Here is a 17,176-nt window from a genome sequence, read left to right on the forward strand (position 1 = left end):
CTTTTTTATTTTTCAGAGTGAGGTGAAAGGCATGATGACAAAAGAGGAATTTATGAAGCAAAAAGAACAAAGAAAAACATTTTTAGTAATCGCTGAAGAAGAAGGAGATAGCATTACGCCAATTTCTTTATATAGACGTATGAAGGGAAAGAAAAAGTTTTTATTAGAAAGCTCACAGCTTCATCCAGATAAAGGGCGCTATTCTTACTTAGGGTGTAATCCATATGGAGAAGTGAAAAGCGTCGGTATAGAAGTAGAACGAACGATGTATGGGCAAACAGAAAAGTTGCAAGGTAACGTATTGCAAGTGTTAGAAGAGGTAATCGCACCATCGCTAGTAGAGAGTCCATTCCCATTTTGCGGAGGAGCAGTTGGTTATATTGGTTATGACGTCATTCGGCAGTATGAAAACATTGGAGCAGATTTACACGATCCATTAAATATTCCAGAAGTACACCTTTTACTATATCGTGAGTTTACCGTTTACGATCATTTACGCCAAAAGTTTTCATTTGTATATGTATGCAGGGAAGACGATTCAGCTTCTTATGAAGAAGTATACGAAAGATTGCAAGTATACAAAGAGGAAGTGCTAAAGGGAGAAGAAGCGGAAGTAAATGAAATACAATCAACATTATCATTCACTTCTTCCATAACGGAAAAAGAGTTTTGCGAAATGGTAGAAACGGCGAAAGAACATATACGAGCCGGGGACATATTCCAAGTCGTATTATCTCAGCGTTTGAAAAGTGAGTGTAAAGGCGATCCATTTGCACTATACCGAAAACTTCGCATTGCAAACCCGTCGCCATATATGTTTTATATCGACTTTCAAGATTACGTTGTACTCGGTTCTTCGCCGGAAAGTTTGTTATCAGTTAGAGAGGATAAAGTGATGACGAACCCAATTGCGGGTACGAGACCGAGAGGGAAAACGGAGCAGGAAGATGAGGAAATCGAAAAAGAACTGTTAGGAAATGAGAAAGAGCGGGCGGAGCATATGATGCTTGTGGACCTAGGGCGAAATGATATTGGCAGAGTAAGTGAAATTGGATCTGTGATGATAGATAAATATATGAAAGTAGAAAAATACTCTCACGTTATGCACATTGTATCTGAAGTTTACGGAACATTGCGAAAACGAATAAGTGGATTTGATGCATTAGCGTATTGTTTACCAGCGGGTACAGTATCAGGTGCTCCGAAAATTAGAGCGATGGAAATTATTAATACGTTAGAGCATGAAAAAAGAAATGTATACGCCGGAGCAGTTGGATATATTTCATTCTCAGGAAATCTTGATATGGCGCTAGCAATTCGAACGATGGTTGTAAAAGACGAGAAAGCGTACGTTCAGGCAGGAGCGGGTATCGTCTACGATTCAGACCCGGTTGCTGAATATGAAGAAACATTAAATAAAGCGAGAGCGCTTTTGGAGGTTATGAAATGATTGTACTTATCGATAATTATGATTCGTTCACATATAACTTGTATCAACTATTAGGCGAGTACGAGAAAGAAATTGTTGTCGTAAGAAATGATCAAATAACAATTGAACAATTAGAGGAGATGAAGCCGAAAGGAATTGTGCTCTCACCAGGACCTGGGAAACCAGAAGATGCTGGAATTTGTATCGATGTTATTCGTCATTTTTATAAGAACGTTCCCATCTTAGGAATTTGCCTTGGCCATCAAGCAATCATATCCGCATTTGGAGGAGAAATTGTTAGAGCAGAGCGCATTAAACACGGAAAAACATCGCGTGTGAAACATAACGGAACGTCAATCTTTTCGTACGTAACGCAGCCGTTAACAGCAATGCGTTACCATTCACTCGTCGCAGTGCAAAATAGTTTGCCGCAGTGTTTTGACATACTTGCGACAGCGATGGATGACGGAGAAATCATGGCAGTTCGTCACAACTATTATCCGCTCGTCGGATTACAGTTTCACCCAGAATCAATTGCAACAGAAGAAGGCGGAAAGTTAATACGTGCCTTTTTAGCAGAAGTGAAAGAGGAGGAGAGAGTATGAACAGTTATCTTCGAAAATTAGTAGAGGGACAACATTTAACAGAAGAAGAAATGTATGAAGCGGGACTTCTTTTATTAAGTGACAACATATTGGAAAGTGAAGTTGCAGCTTTCTTAGTATTGCTGAAAGCGAAAGGCGAAACAGCAGAAGAAATATACGGTCTCGTTCGTGCTCTTCGCGAAAAGGCATTACCGTTTTCAAATCATATAAAAGGCGCGATGGACAATTGTGGAACGGGTGGTGACGGTGCGCAAACATTCAATATTAGTACAACATCGGCATTTGTACTTGCCGGAGCTGGTGTAAAGGTTGCGAAACATGGAAACCGCGCTGTTTCTAGTAAAACAGGAAGTGCTGATTTATTAGAAGAACTCGGTGTAAACATTAGTTGTACGCCCGGTGAAATTGACTACTTATTAGAAATTGTAGGGATTGCCTTCTTATTCGCACCAGCGATGCATCCAGCATTAAGACGCATTATGAAAATAAGAAAAGAATTAAACGTTCCGACGATCTTTAACTTAATTGGACCGTTGACGAATCCGGTTAATTTAGAAACACAATTTGTCGGTATTTATAAGCGAGATATGTTATTGCCGGTAGCGGAAGTATTGCAGAAACTTGGCAGAAAACAAGCGCTCGTCGTAAACGGAAGTGGCTTTTTAGATGAAGCATCATTACAGGGAGAAAATCATGTCGTCGTTTTAAAAGATAATGAAATAGTAGAAATGAGTATTGATCCAGAAAAGTATGGTTTTTCAAGAGTGAAAAATGAAGAAATTAGAGGTGGGAATTCAAAAGAAAATGCAAAGATTACACTCGGAGTATTAAGCGGAGAAAAGAGTGTCTATCGCGATACTGTTTTATTAAATGCAGGTCTAGCCCTTTTCGCAAATGGAAGAGCAGAAACGATTGAAGAAGGAATTACACTAGCGGCACATAGCATTGACTCTGGAAAAGCATTAGCCAAACTAAACTTATTAATTGCAGCAAGCCATGAAAAATTAGAAAGGGTGAATTAAAATGGGGACGATTTTAGACAAAATTGTAGAGCAAAAGAAAGTAGAAGTTGCGGAGTTATATGAAACATATTCACCAGTGAAAGAAAAAAGGAAAACACACTCACTTGTAAAAGCTTTAGAGCAGTTTACTGTAATAGCAGAGGTAAAGCGAGCGTCTCCATCAAAAGGTGATATTAATTTACACGTTGATGTGCCAAAACAAGTGAAAACATATGAAGAATGCGGTGCTGGAGCAGTTTCGGTTTTAACAGACGGTCAATTTTTTAAAGGGTCGTTTCACGACTTAGAAACGGCAAGAGCAGAAAGTAACATTCCGCTTTTATGTAAAGATTTTATAATCGATAAAATCCAAATTGATAGAGCGTATGAAGCAGGAGCAGATCTTATTTTATTAATTGTTGCAGCATTGTCAAAAGAGAAATTAAACGAGCTTTATAACTACGTGCTAGAAAAAGGATTAGAAGCGATTGTTGAAGTTCATGATGAACAGGAATTAGAAATTGCAATCCGATTAAATCCGCACGTTATCGGTATTAACAACCGTAATTTAAAAACATTTGAAGTAGATTTAAGCCAAACTGAAAAGCTCGGAAAACGACTGAATGAGGAAAACCTACTTTGGATTAGTGAAAGCGGCATTCATTCAAAAGAAGATATTATTCGCGTCAAACGAGCTGGTGCAAAAGGTGTATTAGTTGGAGAAGCACTTATGACATCATCTTCTATAAGTAACTTTTTCGAAGACTGTAAGGTGAACATATGAAAGTGAAAATTTGCGGCATCACTGATGTTGAAACAGCAAAACATGCTTGCGAATACGGAGCAGATGCAATTGGATTTGTTTTTGCAGAAAGTAAGCGGAAAATCACCCCAGGGCTAGCGAAAGAAATTATTGGGGAAATTCCAGTCCACGTTTTCAAGGTAGGTGTTTTCGTAAATGAATCAGTAGAAGTGATCCAGAAAATTGCAGAGGAGTGCGGGTTAACGCATGTGCAACTACATGGGGATGAAGACAATCATCAAATTAAGAGATTGAATATTCCGTCTATAAAAGCAGTAGGAGTAGCTTTAGAGAAAGATATTGAATGTGCGAAAAAATACGATACAGATTATCTGTTATTTGATAGCCCGAAAGAAAAGTTCCACGGAGGAAACGGAAAGACATTCTCATGGGAGTTACTCGCACATATGCCAAACGAGTTGCGAGAGAAAACGATATTAGCTGGTGGATTAAACATCCTTAATATAGAAGAAGCAATTCGAACCGTTCAGCCATATATGATCGATGTGAGCAGCGGAGTAGAGACAGAAGGAAAGAAAGATCTAAAGAAAATAAAACAATTTATTAAAAAAGCGAAGGAGTGTTCAAAATGAACTACGCATATCCAGATGAAAAAGGTCATTACGGTATATACGGAGGACGATACGTTCCAGAAACGTTAATGCAATCCGTATTAGAATTAGAAGAAGCATATAAAGAAGCGATGCAAGATGAAGCGTTTCAAAAGGAATTAGATCATTATTTACAAACGTATGTTGGAAGAGAAACACCGCTTTATTTCGCTGAAAATATGACGAAGTATTGCGGCGGAGCAAAAATCTATTTGAAACGTGAAGATTTGAACCATACGGGAGCTCATAAAATTAACAATACAATCGGTCAGGCACTTCTTGCGGTAAGAATGGGTAAGAAGAAAGTTGTCGCTGAAACAGGAGCAGGACAACACGGAGTTGCAACAGCTACTGTATGTGCACTTTTCGGTTTAGAATGCGTCATCTTCATGGGAGAAGAAGATGTGAGACGACAAAAATTAAACGTGTTTCGAATGGAATTACTCGGAGCAAAAGTAGAAAGCGTTGCGGCAGGTAGCGGCACGTTGAAAGATGCGGTAAACGAGGCGCTGCGTTACTGGGTTTCACATGTACACGATACGCACTACATTATGGGATCAGTTCTCGGGCCACATCCATTCCCGCAAATTGTTCGTGATTTCCAAAGTGTAATTGGGAAAGAAACGAAAAAGCAATACGAAGCGTTAGAAGGAAAATTACCAGAAGCAGTCGTTGCTTGTATTGGCGGTGGTAGTAATGCAATGGGAATGTTTTATCCGTTCGTACACGATGAAGAAGTTGCTCTTTACGGTGTTGAAGCAGCTGGAAAAGGTGTTCACACAGAAAAGCACGCAGCCACTTTAACGAAAGGAAGTGTCGGTGTTTTACACGGATCGATGATGTACCTTCTGCAAAATGAAGAAGGGCAAATTCAAGAAGCGCACTCTATTTCGGCAGGGCTGGATTACCCAGGTGTTGGGCCAGAACATAGCTTGCTAAAAGATATTGGCCGCGTTTCTTATCATTCCATTACAGATGAAGAAGCGTTAGAAGCATTTCAATTATTAACGAAAAAAGAAGGGATTATCCCGGCATTAGAAAGTTCACATGCTGTTGCATACGCTTTAAAACTAGCGCCGCAAATGAAGAAAGACGAAGGACTTGTCATTTGTTTATCCGGCCGCGGTGATAAAGATGTAGAGAGTATAAAACGTTATATGGAAGAGGTGTAAAAAATGGGAGTAGAAAAAATTATAGCAGCGTTTGAAAATGGCAAGAAAGCATTTATTCCGTATGTAATGGGCGGAGATGGTGGACTTGAAAAGTTAAAAGAAAGAATTCGTTTTCTTGATGAAGCAGGAGCAAGCATCGTTGAAATCGGTATTCCGTTCTCAGATCCAGTCGCAGACGGTCCAACTATTCAAAGGGCAGGAAAAAGAGCATTAGATAGCGGTGTAACATTGAAAGGTATTTTTCAAGCATTAATAGAGGTGAGGCAAGAAGTTCAAATTCCATTTGTACTTATGACATATTTAAATCCAGTACTCGTATTCGGAAAGGAACGTTTCATTGACAGCTGTCTTGAAGCAGGGGTGGACGGTATTATCGTTCCGGACTTACCGTATGAAGAACAAGACATTATTGCACCGCTCCTTCGCGTGGCGAATATCGCTTTAATTCCACTCGTTACCGTAACGAGCCCTATTGAACGAATTGAAAAAATTACGAGTGAATCACAAGGATTCGTCTACGCCGTTACAGTAGCGGGCGTAACGGGAGTACGTCAAAACTTTAAAGATGAGATTCGTAGTTACTTAGAAAAAGTAAAAGCACACGTCCACTTACCAGTAGTCGCAGGATTCGGTATTTCAACACGAGAGCAAATTGAAGAAATGATTACAATATGTGACGGCGTTGTCGTTGGAAGTAAAGTCATTGAGCTGTTAGAAAATGAAAAGCGAGAAGAAATTTGTGAGTTAATACATGCAGTAAAAGAAACAGAAGAGGCTTAAGTCTCTTCTGTTTCTTTTGTGTAATAAATGTTAAAATATACAGAAAATACTTATAACTTAGAGGGTGAGAAGGCATGCTAAGACGTAAACTATTATATCTTTTTTTAACTGTACCATTATACGCTTGGCTCATTAGCATGACGAAAATAGAGTTGATGGCTCTGTTTTTAGGATATGTATTCATCTTTTCCCAATTAAATCGAATACAAGAGCAATCTATTTTAGAAGTATGTATATTTTCGATTAGTATAGAACTATTTAGTATCGTTTCGATTGTATTATTAAGTGAATTATTCCAATGGATCCATTCATTTGAATTAATAAAACTTGGGAATATTGTATTGCAAGTAATATGTGCTTATATTGTGTTTGTTGTACTAGAAAAAATGATTGGACAGCAGACGGTTTTTCAGGATAAAAGATAAAATATTAGTTATTCAAAAAAGGAGCCAAGCGGCTCCTTTTTAAAATCTGTTATAAAAATAATTGAAAATCATAACATCTGTTATATAATAGTTAAAAATTGCAATTTTTACGAAAAGAGATGATAGCATGGCCATATTGTTGGCACTTATCCCAATTATGATGATTTTTATTTGTTTATTTTTGTTTAAACAAACGTCATTAAGGGCTTCATTAATTTCTTATGCCGTTTCTGTCGGAATCGTTTTACTTTCGCCAACGTTCCAATTAGGGATAAGTGAAACTGTGCACGCAACGATTAAAGGTTGGTTAATTTGTTTTATTGTCGGATACGTTTTATTTTTCGGTATTTTTTTATTTCACCTCATGAACAAAATGGGGTACATCGATCAAGTAGCGCGTTTTCTAGAAGAAGTTACGCACGATCGCTTACTACAAATGCTTCTTATGTGCTTTGGCATTTGTCCACTTATTGAATCAGTAAGTGGATTCGGAATTGGTTTTATGGTCGCAGCACCTATTTTTCTTTCGCTTGGTTATAAACCGTTTCAAGCTGTGCTACTATCGTTTATCGGTTTACTTGCAAGTTCATGGGGCGCGATGGCAACGGGTACGATTATCGGTTCTCAGCTTATTAACATGCCGCTCACAACTCTTGGTACAAATACAGCATTATTAAGCATCCCGATTTTCGCATATTTTATCTTCCTTTCTTTATACGTTGTCGGTGGCTGGCAGGCAGTTATAGAAAAGTGTAAGGAAGGAGTAGGATTCTTTCTATTATTTTCTCTCGGAATCTATCTTTCTAACGCATACGTAAGTGTTGAACTTGCAGGGATATTAAGTTCTATCGTTACCATTACATTTGGCTTTCTAATCATTAAATTAAAAGGCAAAAGTGAGCAAAACTTTATAACAGAACATGCGGCGACTGCAGAGAGAGAAGTATCTATTATAAAAATTATTAGCCCTTATATATTCTTAACAGTTTGTATTTTACTTTCCCGCCTCGTTCCAGTATTACATGATTTTCTTAGGTCATATGCAGTTCTCGATTTAAAATCATATTCTTACAAACTAGAGCTACTATATTCACCAGGATTTTGGCTCGCTATGACTTGTTTATTTACAATTATTTTCTTCCGCATTCCATCAAATATTATTAAACAATCACTCTCACAAACGATAAAACAATGGATTCCTTTCGCTATTACAACGACAATGTTTATCGCAATTTCAGAACTAATGGGTGCATCTGGTATGCATTCATTACTCGCAAAAACAGCTGGTGAAACATTTGGGACGTTTTTCGTTTTCGTTGCTCCTTTCATAGGCGGAATTGGCGGCTTTTTAACAGGTAGTAACGCAGGATCAAATGCGATGTTTATAAAGCTACAAATGCAAACAGCGCAAAACGTAGCGATCCCGTGGCAATATGTCACAACACTCCAAAACACCGCATCATCAGTAGCCACAATCGCTTGTCCATCACGGATTACACTAGGCGCGTATTTATGTAATATCCCTTATCGTGAAAATGAACTATTAAAGAAGACGACGTTAATGATTTTTGGTGCGGTGTTGCTTGTAGTGGTGGAGGTTATTGTTTGGTATATGTTGAGAAAATAAGAAATCCTCCTGGGAAAGGAGGATTTTCTTTTTATATGGATAATGCCTAAAGTATGAAAAGCTTCTACTAAATGAATAGGAGATGAAAGAGATGCCCTTAAAAAACTACGGTGTATTAAAAGGTACAGTTGTACAATCTAAGATTGGAAAAGGGAAAACACCTCATTATCAAGTTCATTTACAAGGCGAAGCAGGAGTTAATTATCGCATTGCAATTAACGTGAAATCGCAAAGCTATCCGTCGGAAGTTTTATATTTTGCGAGTAACAATATTCGATCAGAGGCGATTCATATTTTACCGACATTACCGTTCGGTTTTACGGAAGTGAAAAACAATGAGCCGAAAGTAGCTTTAGATTATGTAAGAGGTAATTTATTTGATTCAAAGCGAATGATTCCTTTACCTGCTGAAAAATCGGGATCTGATAATGATTTAAATGAGAAAATAGAACATTATATAAAAAGAGCAATAGATGAGAAAGCAATTATTTATGCGTTTGGTGAAAGGTGGGGACCAGAAGAAAAGGTTCCGGATTCGTATTTCCACTTTACACCTGGAAACGGTATACACGATATTCATATGAATCAAGGGAATGTAGAGAAATGGCAAGGTGATGATGGCAAATGGCAAGACGGTGGGATATTGATTCACTTTGAGAAGAAGGAAGAGTGGATTGGTATTTTTCTTGCCTTTCAGTCACAGTCATGGTGTACCGATGAAGAAGGGCACGCTCGTGTTCCGGTTGAGCATTGTGATTATAAGAGAAATAATTGATGAGAAGAGGGCGTTCACAATGAACGCCCTCTTCTTATTTTATAAAACACAAAACTCACAAGTGTAGAAATACAAGAGAAAAGAAGCGCCACACTAGAAAACGCGATGAAATACATATTATACTTCATCATTTTACCGATTAGTTGGTTACTATCGTACTGAAACAGTCCCGCTATTATATTGAATAAAAATAATACGATAAACATGACGATAACACCGTCTATTGATCCTTTAATGTCTGGTTTACTTAAAGCGATATGTGCGGAAATGCAAATAGCGATAAATAAAAATAACCAAAATGAAGGATTCAATAAATTGCTAAATGTAAATAAGCTTTTCAATAATACAAACGTCGATATTAGCATGTTTTGGATCATGTCTAAGCTAATAGAAGTCGATGTAACAGTTTTTTCCAGATTCGTATTAAATAAAGAATATGAATCTGGTACGAAATAGCGCATTAAAAGTATTAAGGCAGTAATCCCAGAAATAATAGGACCGATGCCGATAAAGAAATTACCGATTCGTTGGTATATACTTTTTTGATTGTATTGATGTTGTACGTAACCTAAAGCTCCCTGACTTGTATCTGTTGGGAAAAACTGCGTTGCTACAATTTTATGACGAAATAATAGACACATAATTGCATGTCCAAGCTCATGAACGGGAACACCAATCCACGCGGTTAAAAGAAAACCTTTCCTACCAAAAGCTCTTGACCAATACGTTCGTGTGAGAGATTCTAAATAACCTAATATAAATCCAATTACAATGATGACACCAATTAAAGAAAATAATTGGATCACACTTGTAAGGAGTGTTTGAAAAATCGAGTTTACAAATTCCACTGTCTTCATCCAATCTGTTTAAAGTTTCACTTTATTTGCTCTGTTTCATAATAACATTATTTTTCTATATTACTAGCACACATAGTTTCGTTTAAAAGAAGGATTTCATATTCTTTTTCTTGTAGTCATGTTTTATGTACAAAGTCATATATTGAATTTGTAACACCCTATAAGGTATATGCTTAAGGAGGGATGAGAGAATGAAATGTCCGGCATGTAATACTGAAAATGCAGCGGAAGCAAGGTTTTGCGGCAATTGTGGACATTCGTTAACGGAAGAAGTGGTAGCGAGTGGTGGGCAAGAAGAAGGGCAGCTATCGCGCCCGGCACGAGTAAAGGAAACTCGTCCGAATGAAACGGTAGAGCAAGTGAAACAATTTGCAAGTGGCTATTTTCAGTTCTTTAAAAATGCTTTTAAATCACCATCGGCCATTATGGAAAGTGGAAATATTGAAGTGCGAAATGGAATTGTAAGTCTTGTGCTTATTTGCTTTTTAGGAGCATGTATTTTTTATAGAATGATGAGCGCAGCGGCGACTGTTACGAGGACATTAGTGCCAGATATAGCTACTCCTACTTTTTTTGGAGAATCTGTAATGGTCTTTTTCTTTTTATTAATTTTAACTTTATTTGTCGGATTTATTATTTTTGTAAGTGGTAAGATGATGAAATCATCTTTTTCTTTTCTTGAATCATTCGGTATATGGGGGACGATAGCGACGCCAGCTATTGCTATACTAGTTCTTTCTTTTCTATTTAGTTTCCTATTAATCTTTTTTTTACCAATCTTATTAGGGCTGGCTACAACGTATATGGGAATCAGTATAATTGTAGCTATATTAAAATTAGACAACGGCGGAGTAGATCCTGTTTACACACTTATTATCGCAAATGTTTTAATCGGAATTGCAACGTTTATCGTGTTTTGGTCTTACATTAAAACGATAATCCAAACCTTTATCGGGGGATTAACAGGCTTCTAACGAAAAGGTGGTTGAATGGATGAATGTATGTACAAAATGCGGAGCTCAGTATGAAGATGGAGTGCAATTTTGCCAAAACTGCGGGATGAAGAGGGAAAGTCTTGTAGTAAAGAAGAAAATGAGCGGTGGTACAAAAGTTGGCATTACACTCTTAACATTACTTGTTATAGTAATTGTTGGATTGTATTTGTATGGATCATCGTATTATAAGCAGACGGCACAAGTAGACCGAATGATTACTATTTTACAAGAGAGGGACGGGGAGAAATTAGCTGAGATCATCACGGCAGATGATCCAACCGTTATTGTAACGAGAGAGAGTTTAACGCCTCTATTTTCATATATAAAAGAAAATCCATTTTACGTGAATGAATTGAAAGAATATTTGAGGCAAGGTGAAAAACAAGGGGATGGAATAGAAAGAGCAGATTTTTCTTTAACGAAAGATGGGAAACATTTCTTTTTATTTGATCGGTATAAATTGAAAGCGAAGACGTATTATACGACTCTGCTTACAAATGAAAAAGGTACATCTTTAAAATTGAACGGAAAAGAAATTGATAAGACAAATGACAAAAAGTTTGAGAAGCAATATGGACCGTTTCTTCCTGGAACTCAAGTATTTCAATCTGAATATAAAAATGACTATGTAAAACTATCACGTGAGGAAAAGGTTGTACTTATGAAACAAAGTCAAAATAATGTAACGGTAGATTTAACGTTGCAAGGGCAATATATTACAGTTCAAACGAATGCGTCTGGTGCAACATTGTACGTGAATCAAAAGCCAGTTACTGCGTTGACTGGAGAAGAAATTACGTGGGGACCGATAGCGACTGATGGAAGTGCGGCGATTTATTTAGAACGAAATGGAGAAAACGGAAGGGAAACGACAAAGGTAGAAACGGTAACGGCACTTTCGGCTTATAATCTTCCATTTCAAAAGAAAAGTGTAGAAAAAACAGTTGTTTACAATGTTACTCCACCGCCTACGACTCATTATGTATATAATGGTTTCATCTTCCCTGATAGTGATATTCGAAAATTAACGAGTACGGACTTAACATATTTATCGAAAGAACAATTGAAAATAGCAAGAAACGAAATATACGCAAGACATGGACATATGTTTCAAACGAAAGATATGCAAGCGTATTTTTCAAAACAGTCTTGGTATAGAGAAAATCCGTATTTTACAGGAAAGCTAACAGATATTGAAACTTATAATGTTGAATTGATCAAATCAAGAGAATAAACGCGTGAAAAAGGTACAGTGCATAGCTGTACCTTTTCTATGGTTATTTAGCTGGACCAGGATCCCTTGAGAAAAAGATATGAAAGAGGAATGTGACTTTGCTTGCTCCTCCTGATGTACTTGCTTGCACATCAGATAATGCACTAGATGTTAAAACACCTTCAGAACGAGGGGGTACGACTATTTTGAGAGTATCATCTTTTTCTGATGAGGCAGTAACTGTTATTGTATCATCAGATAAGTTTACAATTTTAACAGTACCGATTGGTAAGATGGACTTGCCAGCGTGTGATGCTGAAGAGAAGCGAGAGCCTTTCCAAATCGTTTGTGCGAAAGTCTCATCATTAGATAACCAAGCACGAGCGCTGTATAATGTTACGTTAATAGAAAATTCTTGATCAAGTGGCATGGCGGCTTTCGGTTCTTGCGGTTCCTCTGGAGTTTGAGCGAGAAGGCCGGCGCACATGTATGTTTCACCTACTTTCAATAGTTACTGTTATAGCATATTAAACATCTTGTTTATAAGACACGACGGATACCTATTCATGCATAGGTTTGTGCACCAAATTTGTAGATAGAATTCTATTTCTTTACAATGGAAGTAGGGGTTATTTCTATAAAATATGGAAATCGTAAAGAGTATGTAAAAAAGAAGGAGTGGTAAAGTGAACTATGTCATTATTGGCGGAGATGCAGCAGGTATGAGTGCAGCAATGCAAATTGTTAGAAACGATGAAACTGCAAATGTTGTAACGTTAGAAAAAGGTGAAATCTATTCATACGCTCAGTGCGGATTACCGTATGTGATTAGTGGTGTTATTGCTTCTACTGAAAAGTTAATTGCACGCGATGTAAAGACGTTTCGTGATAAATATGGAATTGATGCGAAAGTACGTCATGAAGTAACGAAAGTAGATACGGAAAAGAAAATGGTGTACGCAGAGCATACGGAGACGAAAGATGTTTTTGAATTTCCGTATGACCGTTTATTAATTGCGACTGGAGTGCGTCCTGTTATGCCAGAATGGGAAGGGCGAGATTTGCAAGGCGTTCATCTTTTAAAAACAATTCCGGATGCTGAGCGCATATTAAAAACGCTAGAAACGAATAAAGTTGAGGCTGTAACTATTATTGGCGGCGGTGCAATTGGACTAGAGATGGCAGAAACATTCGTCGAACTTGGTAAGAAAGTAAGAATGATTGAGCGAAACGATCATATTGGCACAATTTATGATGCCGATATGGCGGAATATATACATAAAGAAGCAGATAAACATAATATTGAAATTTTAACGAATGAAAATGTAAAAGCGTTTAAAGGAAAAGAAAGAGTAGAACAACTAGAGACGGATAAAGGGACGTATAAAACTGATCTCGTTTTAGTATCTGTCGGTGTACAGTCAAATACTGATTTTCTTGAGGGGACAAATATACGTAAAAACCATAAAGGTGCAATTGAAGTAAATGCTTATATGCAAACGAATGTGAAAGACGTATATGCTGCTGGTGATTGTGCAACACATTACCATGTTATAAAGGAAATTCATGACCATATCCCGCTCGGAACGACTGCGAATAAACAAGGGCGACTTGCCGGACTCAACATGGTTGATAAACGCAGAGCATTCAAAGGTACGTTAGGTACAGGCATTATTAAATTTATGAATCTGACGCTCGCAAGAACAGGCTTAAATGAAAAAGAAGCGAAAGGGCTAAACATCCCGTATAAGACGGTCAAAGTAGATTCAACAAATATGGCGGGCTATTACTCGAGTGCTTTGCCACTTCACTTGAAATTACTATATCACGCCGATACGAAACAATTATTAGGCGGTCAAGTAATTGGAGAAGAGGGCGTAGATAAACGTATTGATGTTATCGCGATGGCACTTTTCAATAAAATGAGTATTCACGATTTAGAAGATGTCGACTTAAGTTACGCACCACCATATAACAGCGTTTGGGATCCAATTCAACAAGCAGCAAGGAGAGCGGAATAGCACTTTTTTAAGTGCTATTTTTTTTGTGAAAGGGGAATAAATAAAGTTTCACTTTATTTTGAATATACCGTTCACCCTTGAAAACATAGTACGTATCGCTTATATTGTCATATAGTATTTGTTTTTTAATAAAGCAATGAACGAACCAGGGGGCACAGTATGGCAATTAACATGAATACAATCGAAGAATGGATTGCTGAATCAAATGCAAGAAACGAAGAAGACTTAGGAAACGTTGTTGAAGAGATGAAAGAAGTATGTGTCGGACTTGATAACGCGACATTAATTTATACGAAAAACATATTTTGTTTCGGTAAGAAAGTAGAAGTATTCTTCTTCTTCCAAGATCACGTCGTTATCGGAGAAGAGAAGGAAGAGTATATTGAGATTGAAAAATTAAAGTATGATGACATTACAAATAGCAACTTAAAAACAAATGACAAAAATACAACGTTAGAACTAAAGTTTTCTAACGGGAAAGCTATTAATTTAGATAGTCTAAATGATAACTACGGTACGAAAAACTGGTTATTTGCAAGACAAATTAAGAGTATTTTTAAAGTAATCTAGTAAAAAAGGCAGACCTTGAAAGGTCTGCTTTTTTACTTATTTCCTATTAAATAAAGGCACCCTCTTTCTTCATAATATTTCACGCTTGTAAATCCCGTCTCATAAAAAAGGTTTACTAATTCTTTGGTCGTCTTAAATTTATCCATATGATATTGGATTTTGAAAGTTTCAGCGACTAGTAAAAAGGATCCATTCGGTTTTAAGACGCGAAATACTTCTTTCATATCATTCTCAACATCAGGCCAAAAGTAGTGGGTTTGAAAAGCGGTAATGAGATCAAAGAAGTCCGGATGATATGGAATAGAGGAGACGCTTGCTTGATGAATAATTACTTTCGCTGCTTTGACATCCTTCATATTTGCTTTCTTTGAGTTTTCAACAGCTTGATTGGAGTAGTCGATCCCGTATATTTTCCCAAGCGGAGTTCGTTTTGAAAGAGTCTGTATGGTTTTACCACCCCCACAACCAATATCTAAAATAACTGCATTTTCACGTATATGTATTTTTTGTAAAGCCCAATTTGTTAGTCTCGTATGCGCAGCATTCATAATGCAAAGCATAGAGGAACCAATTGTCCCGCGAGGATTTTTCGCTTGCTCGATTAATCTTTGTAAAATACTCAATTCAAACTCTCCTTTTATATAAGAATATGTATTTATTTCGCTTTTAATAATTTAACTCCTTTAAAAAAAGCACGCCATTAATCGGCGTGCTTCTAATTATGCAAGGACCCTTTTAGCCAATTTCGCGCTCGATACGCCCCAACCGGAATTTGAATGAGTGAAGTTTCATTTCCGGCATCAATCCCGTACAATTGATCGCATGAATTTGTATCAAAACTTAGTAACGGATGCCCGCCCATCCCCATAGCGGTCGCAGCTAAAACGAGTTTATGAACGAGCATGCCAGCTTCCATTTGATGAATTCGATATCCTCTATAACCTAATTTATTTTTATAGTAATCTTTATTTCCGATTACATGTAGACAAAGTGGTACTTGAAAAAGGTTTACGTTATCCATCGTCATACTGGATTGCAGAGAATAACGAAGGTCTCCGTACCGAATTGGCTGTATGGAATGTGTCCTACTGTTATAAGCGTAAGCGCCGTTTTCTATGTCTTTTACGTTATAAAAACATCCATATAGTGAGACTCGTGCGTTTTCATTTAAATATTTGCCATCAAGGTCGTTGTAATAAGGGAAGGAGAGGCTCGCTGCTTGTAGTAGAGTAGCGAGCTCGGCTGCATCCCATTTCGTTAAAATGAAGTCAGAATCAGGTGAATATCGTTTTTTACAAAGTTGTAAAAAATCATATGATAAACGTTCCACTTTAGGTAGCTGCATAGCGTGTGCACTATATTGTTGTCGTTCTTCACGGGTAAATGTTTGGAAGTGTTCTGTTGATTCAATCATAGAAGCTGCGTTTATTTTTTTTATCATCGGATATTCATCTACATATTTTGAGCGAACGAAATGCTCATGTGTTAACGGCGGGATTTGCTGCAACAAGTCATGAGAAGTAATAGTTTTATTTTCGTGATGATCATCATGAAACGAATCTGTATTCGGTTCTGTACTTAAAGGAATAACAGCATACACACTTTCTTCACCTTCTGACAGTCCAAGTAAATGATTCATTGCCCGATCTAGAAACTGAAAATATACACCATTTGTATAACCAAATTGTTTTGCGCATTCAAGTAATTGACCGATTAGAACACCACTATCTAATCCTTGCAGACGATACGAAAAGTTATTGTATTTAAAGAAGTTTTTCCAAAACATAGTGGATACAAATGCAGCACCAAAACAAGAATGTATGTTACAACGATTGCCGAGTGCTTCTGTAAGATAAGAATCAAAATTTCCTTCACGAAGTAAGATAAGACGGTGGTGCGCGGCGTCGTAATGGTAAATGCCGTCTGGATAATGATCAATTTTTAAATACATATATAATTCATTCGGATATAAAGCACCCCCAGAAGGGATGAATCTTCGAAATAGAGTCGTTGTTTTATTATTTTCTAGGTTAATAGTAGGCTGACATAATTGTGTTAAACCAAATGAGTACCAAAGATAATGACCGATTTCCTCTAAGTTAGGTTTAGTAGAAGAATTCCGCAAAGTTAATGGGATTTCTAAAGAGAGAGGGATTACTGGTAAATTTCGATATAATTTATAAGGAAGTGGTGCGTCTTCCCAGTCAATCTCTTTATCGGACGACATAATTTCATTAATAGAAAAATGGAGATGATGTAAAAAAGTATCAGGTTGCATCAAATTTCCCCCTCA

18 protein-coding genes are annotated in these 17,176 nt (G+C 37.2%); 14 read left to right on the forward strand and 4 right to left on the reverse strand.

Annotation, left to right across the window (positions count from 1 at the left end):
- The first annotated feature begins 31 nt into the window (after positions 1-31).
- The 10 genes from trpE to MHH59_RS06295 all read left to right on the forward strand — a co-directional run bounded on the left by trpE (position 32) and on the right by MHH59_RS06295 (position 9,227).
- On the forward strand, positions 32-1,450 hold the full coding sequence (gene trpE, locus MHH59_RS06250; protein WP_002125995.1) for an anthranilate synthase component I: 1,419 nt from the start codon (positions 32-34) through the stop codon (positions 1,448-1,450).
- The gene (locus MHH59_RS06255; protein WP_201055807.1) at positions 1,447-2,034 is read left to right on the forward strand and encodes an anthranilate synthase component II; all 588 of its coding nucleotides are present in this window, start codon (positions 1,447-1,449) and stop codon (positions 2,032-2,034) included. Before trpE ends, MHH59_RS06255 begins: the two co-directional genes overlap by 4 nt.
- Complete coding sequence (gene trpD, locus MHH59_RS06260; protein WP_002125997.1) at positions 2,031-3,056, forward strand: anthranilate phosphoribosyltransferase; 1,026 nt, start codon at positions 2,031-2,033, stop codon at positions 3,054-3,056. The genes MHH59_RS06255 and trpD overlap by 4 nt, the downstream gene beginning before the upstream one ends.
- Position 3,057: 1 nt before the next feature.
- On the forward strand, positions 3,058-3,819 hold the full coding sequence (gene trpC, locus MHH59_RS06265; RefSeq protein WP_002125998.1) for an indole-3-glycerol phosphate synthase TrpC: 762 nt from the start codon (positions 3,058-3,060) through the stop codon (positions 3,817-3,819).
- Entirely contained in the window at positions 3,816-4,430 is a 615-nt protein-coding gene (locus tag MHH59_RS06270; RefSeq protein WP_002126000.1) for a phosphoribosylanthranilate isomerase, read from the forward strand. The genes trpC and MHH59_RS06270 overlap by 4 nt, the downstream gene beginning before the upstream one ends.
- Positions 4,427-5,620 carry a tryptophan synthase subunit beta gene (gene trpB / locus MHH59_RS06275; protein ID WP_002086917.1) on the forward strand — a complete coding sequence of 398 codons (1,194 nt, stop codon included), beginning with the start codon at positions 4,427-4,429 and terminating at the stop codon, positions 5,618-5,620. Before MHH59_RS06270 ends, trpB begins: the two co-directional genes overlap by 4 nt.
- A gap of 3 nt (positions 5,621-5,623) precedes the next feature.
- Positions 5,624-6,400, forward strand: a complete 777-nt coding sequence (gene trpA, locus MHH59_RS06280) for a tryptophan synthase subunit alpha (protein WP_201055808.1) — start codon at positions 5,624-5,626, stop codon at positions 6,398-6,400.
- Positions 6,401-6,474: 74 nt separating this feature from the next.
- On the forward strand, positions 6,475-6,825 hold the full coding sequence (locus tag MHH59_RS06285; protein ID WP_016126699.1) for a DUF4029 domain-containing protein: 351 nt from the start codon (positions 6,475-6,477) through the stop codon (positions 6,823-6,825).
- A gap of 127 nt (positions 6,826-6,952) precedes the next feature.
- Positions 6,953-8,452, forward strand: a complete 1,500-nt coding sequence (locus MHH59_RS06290) for an L-lactate permease (protein WP_003188030.1) — start codon at positions 6,953-6,955, stop codon at positions 8,450-8,452.
- Between the two features lie 91 nt (positions 8,453-8,543).
- Positions 8,544-9,227, forward strand: coding sequence for a DUF2278 family protein (locus MHH59_RS06295; RefSeq protein ID WP_201055810.1), 684 nt, complete (start codon positions 8,544-8,546; stop codon positions 9,225-9,227).
- 14 nt (positions 9,228-9,241) lie between these two features.
- Here the strand turns inward: MHH59_RS06295 and MHH59_RS06300 are convergent, their stop codons facing one another.
- Positions 9,242-10,075 carry a hypothetical protein gene (locus tag MHH59_RS06300; RefSeq protein ID WP_078178304.1) on the reverse strand — a complete coding sequence of 278 codons (834 nt, stop codon included), beginning with the start codon at positions 10,073-10,075 and terminating at the stop codon, positions 9,242-9,244.
- Between the two features lie 200 nt (positions 10,076-10,275).
- Here MHH59_RS06300 and MHH59_RS06305 point away from each other — a divergent pair, with 200 nt between their 5' ends.
- The gene (locus tag MHH59_RS06305) at positions 10,276-11,058 is read left to right on the forward strand and encodes a zinc ribbon domain-containing protein (protein ID WP_002126012.1); all 783 of its coding nucleotides are present in this window, start codon (positions 10,276-10,278) and stop codon (positions 11,056-11,058) included.
- Positions 11,059-11,077: 19 nt separating this feature from the next.
- Complete coding sequence (locus tag MHH59_RS06310; RefSeq protein ID WP_002186387.1) at positions 11,078-12,313, forward strand: TcaA 3rd/4th domain-containing protein; 1,236 nt, start codon at positions 11,078-11,080, stop codon at positions 12,311-12,313.
- 43 nt (positions 12,314-12,356) lie between these two features.
- Here the strand turns inward: MHH59_RS06310 and MHH59_RS06315 are convergent, their stop codons facing one another.
- On the reverse strand, positions 12,357-12,779 hold the full coding sequence (locus tag MHH59_RS06315; RefSeq protein ID WP_002188801.1) for a hypothetical protein: 423 nt from the start codon (positions 12,777-12,779) through the stop codon (positions 12,357-12,359).
- Positions 12,780-12,978: 199 nt separating this feature from the next.
- Between MHH59_RS06315 and MHH59_RS06320 the strand changes: the two genes are divergently transcribed.
- The gene (locus tag MHH59_RS06320) at positions 12,979-14,313 is read left to right on the forward strand and encodes an FAD-dependent oxidoreductase (protein WP_340850974.1); all 1,335 of its coding nucleotides are present in this window, start codon (positions 12,979-12,981) and stop codon (positions 14,311-14,313) included.
- Positions 14,314-14,472: 159 nt separating this feature from the next.
- Positions 14,473-14,883 (forward strand): DUF3908 family protein, encoded by a 411-nt coding sequence (locus tag MHH59_RS06325; RefSeq protein WP_002126019.1) that lies wholly within the window; start codon positions 14,473-14,475, stop codon positions 14,881-14,883.
- A gap of 32 nt (positions 14,884-14,915) precedes the next feature.
- Here the strand turns inward: MHH59_RS06325 and MHH59_RS06330 are convergent, their stop codons facing one another.
- Entirely contained in the window at positions 14,916-15,506 is a 591-nt protein-coding gene (locus MHH59_RS06330) for a class I SAM-dependent methyltransferase (RefSeq protein WP_201055814.1), read from the reverse strand.
- Between the two features lie 92 nt (positions 15,507-15,598).
- The gene (locus MHH59_RS06335) at positions 15,599-17,161 is read right to left on the reverse strand and encodes a SagB family peptide dehydrogenase (RefSeq protein ID WP_340850975.1); all 1,563 of its coding nucleotides are present in this window, start codon (positions 17,159-17,161) and stop codon (positions 15,599-15,601) included.
- Positions 17,162-17,176: the final 15 nt, after the last annotated feature.

It is taken from the genome of Bacillus sp. FSL E2-0195 (assembly GCF_038003645.1).
Classification (GTDB): domain Bacteria; phylum Bacillota; class Bacilli; order Bacillales; family Bacillaceae_G; genus Bacillus_A; species Bacillus_A mycoides.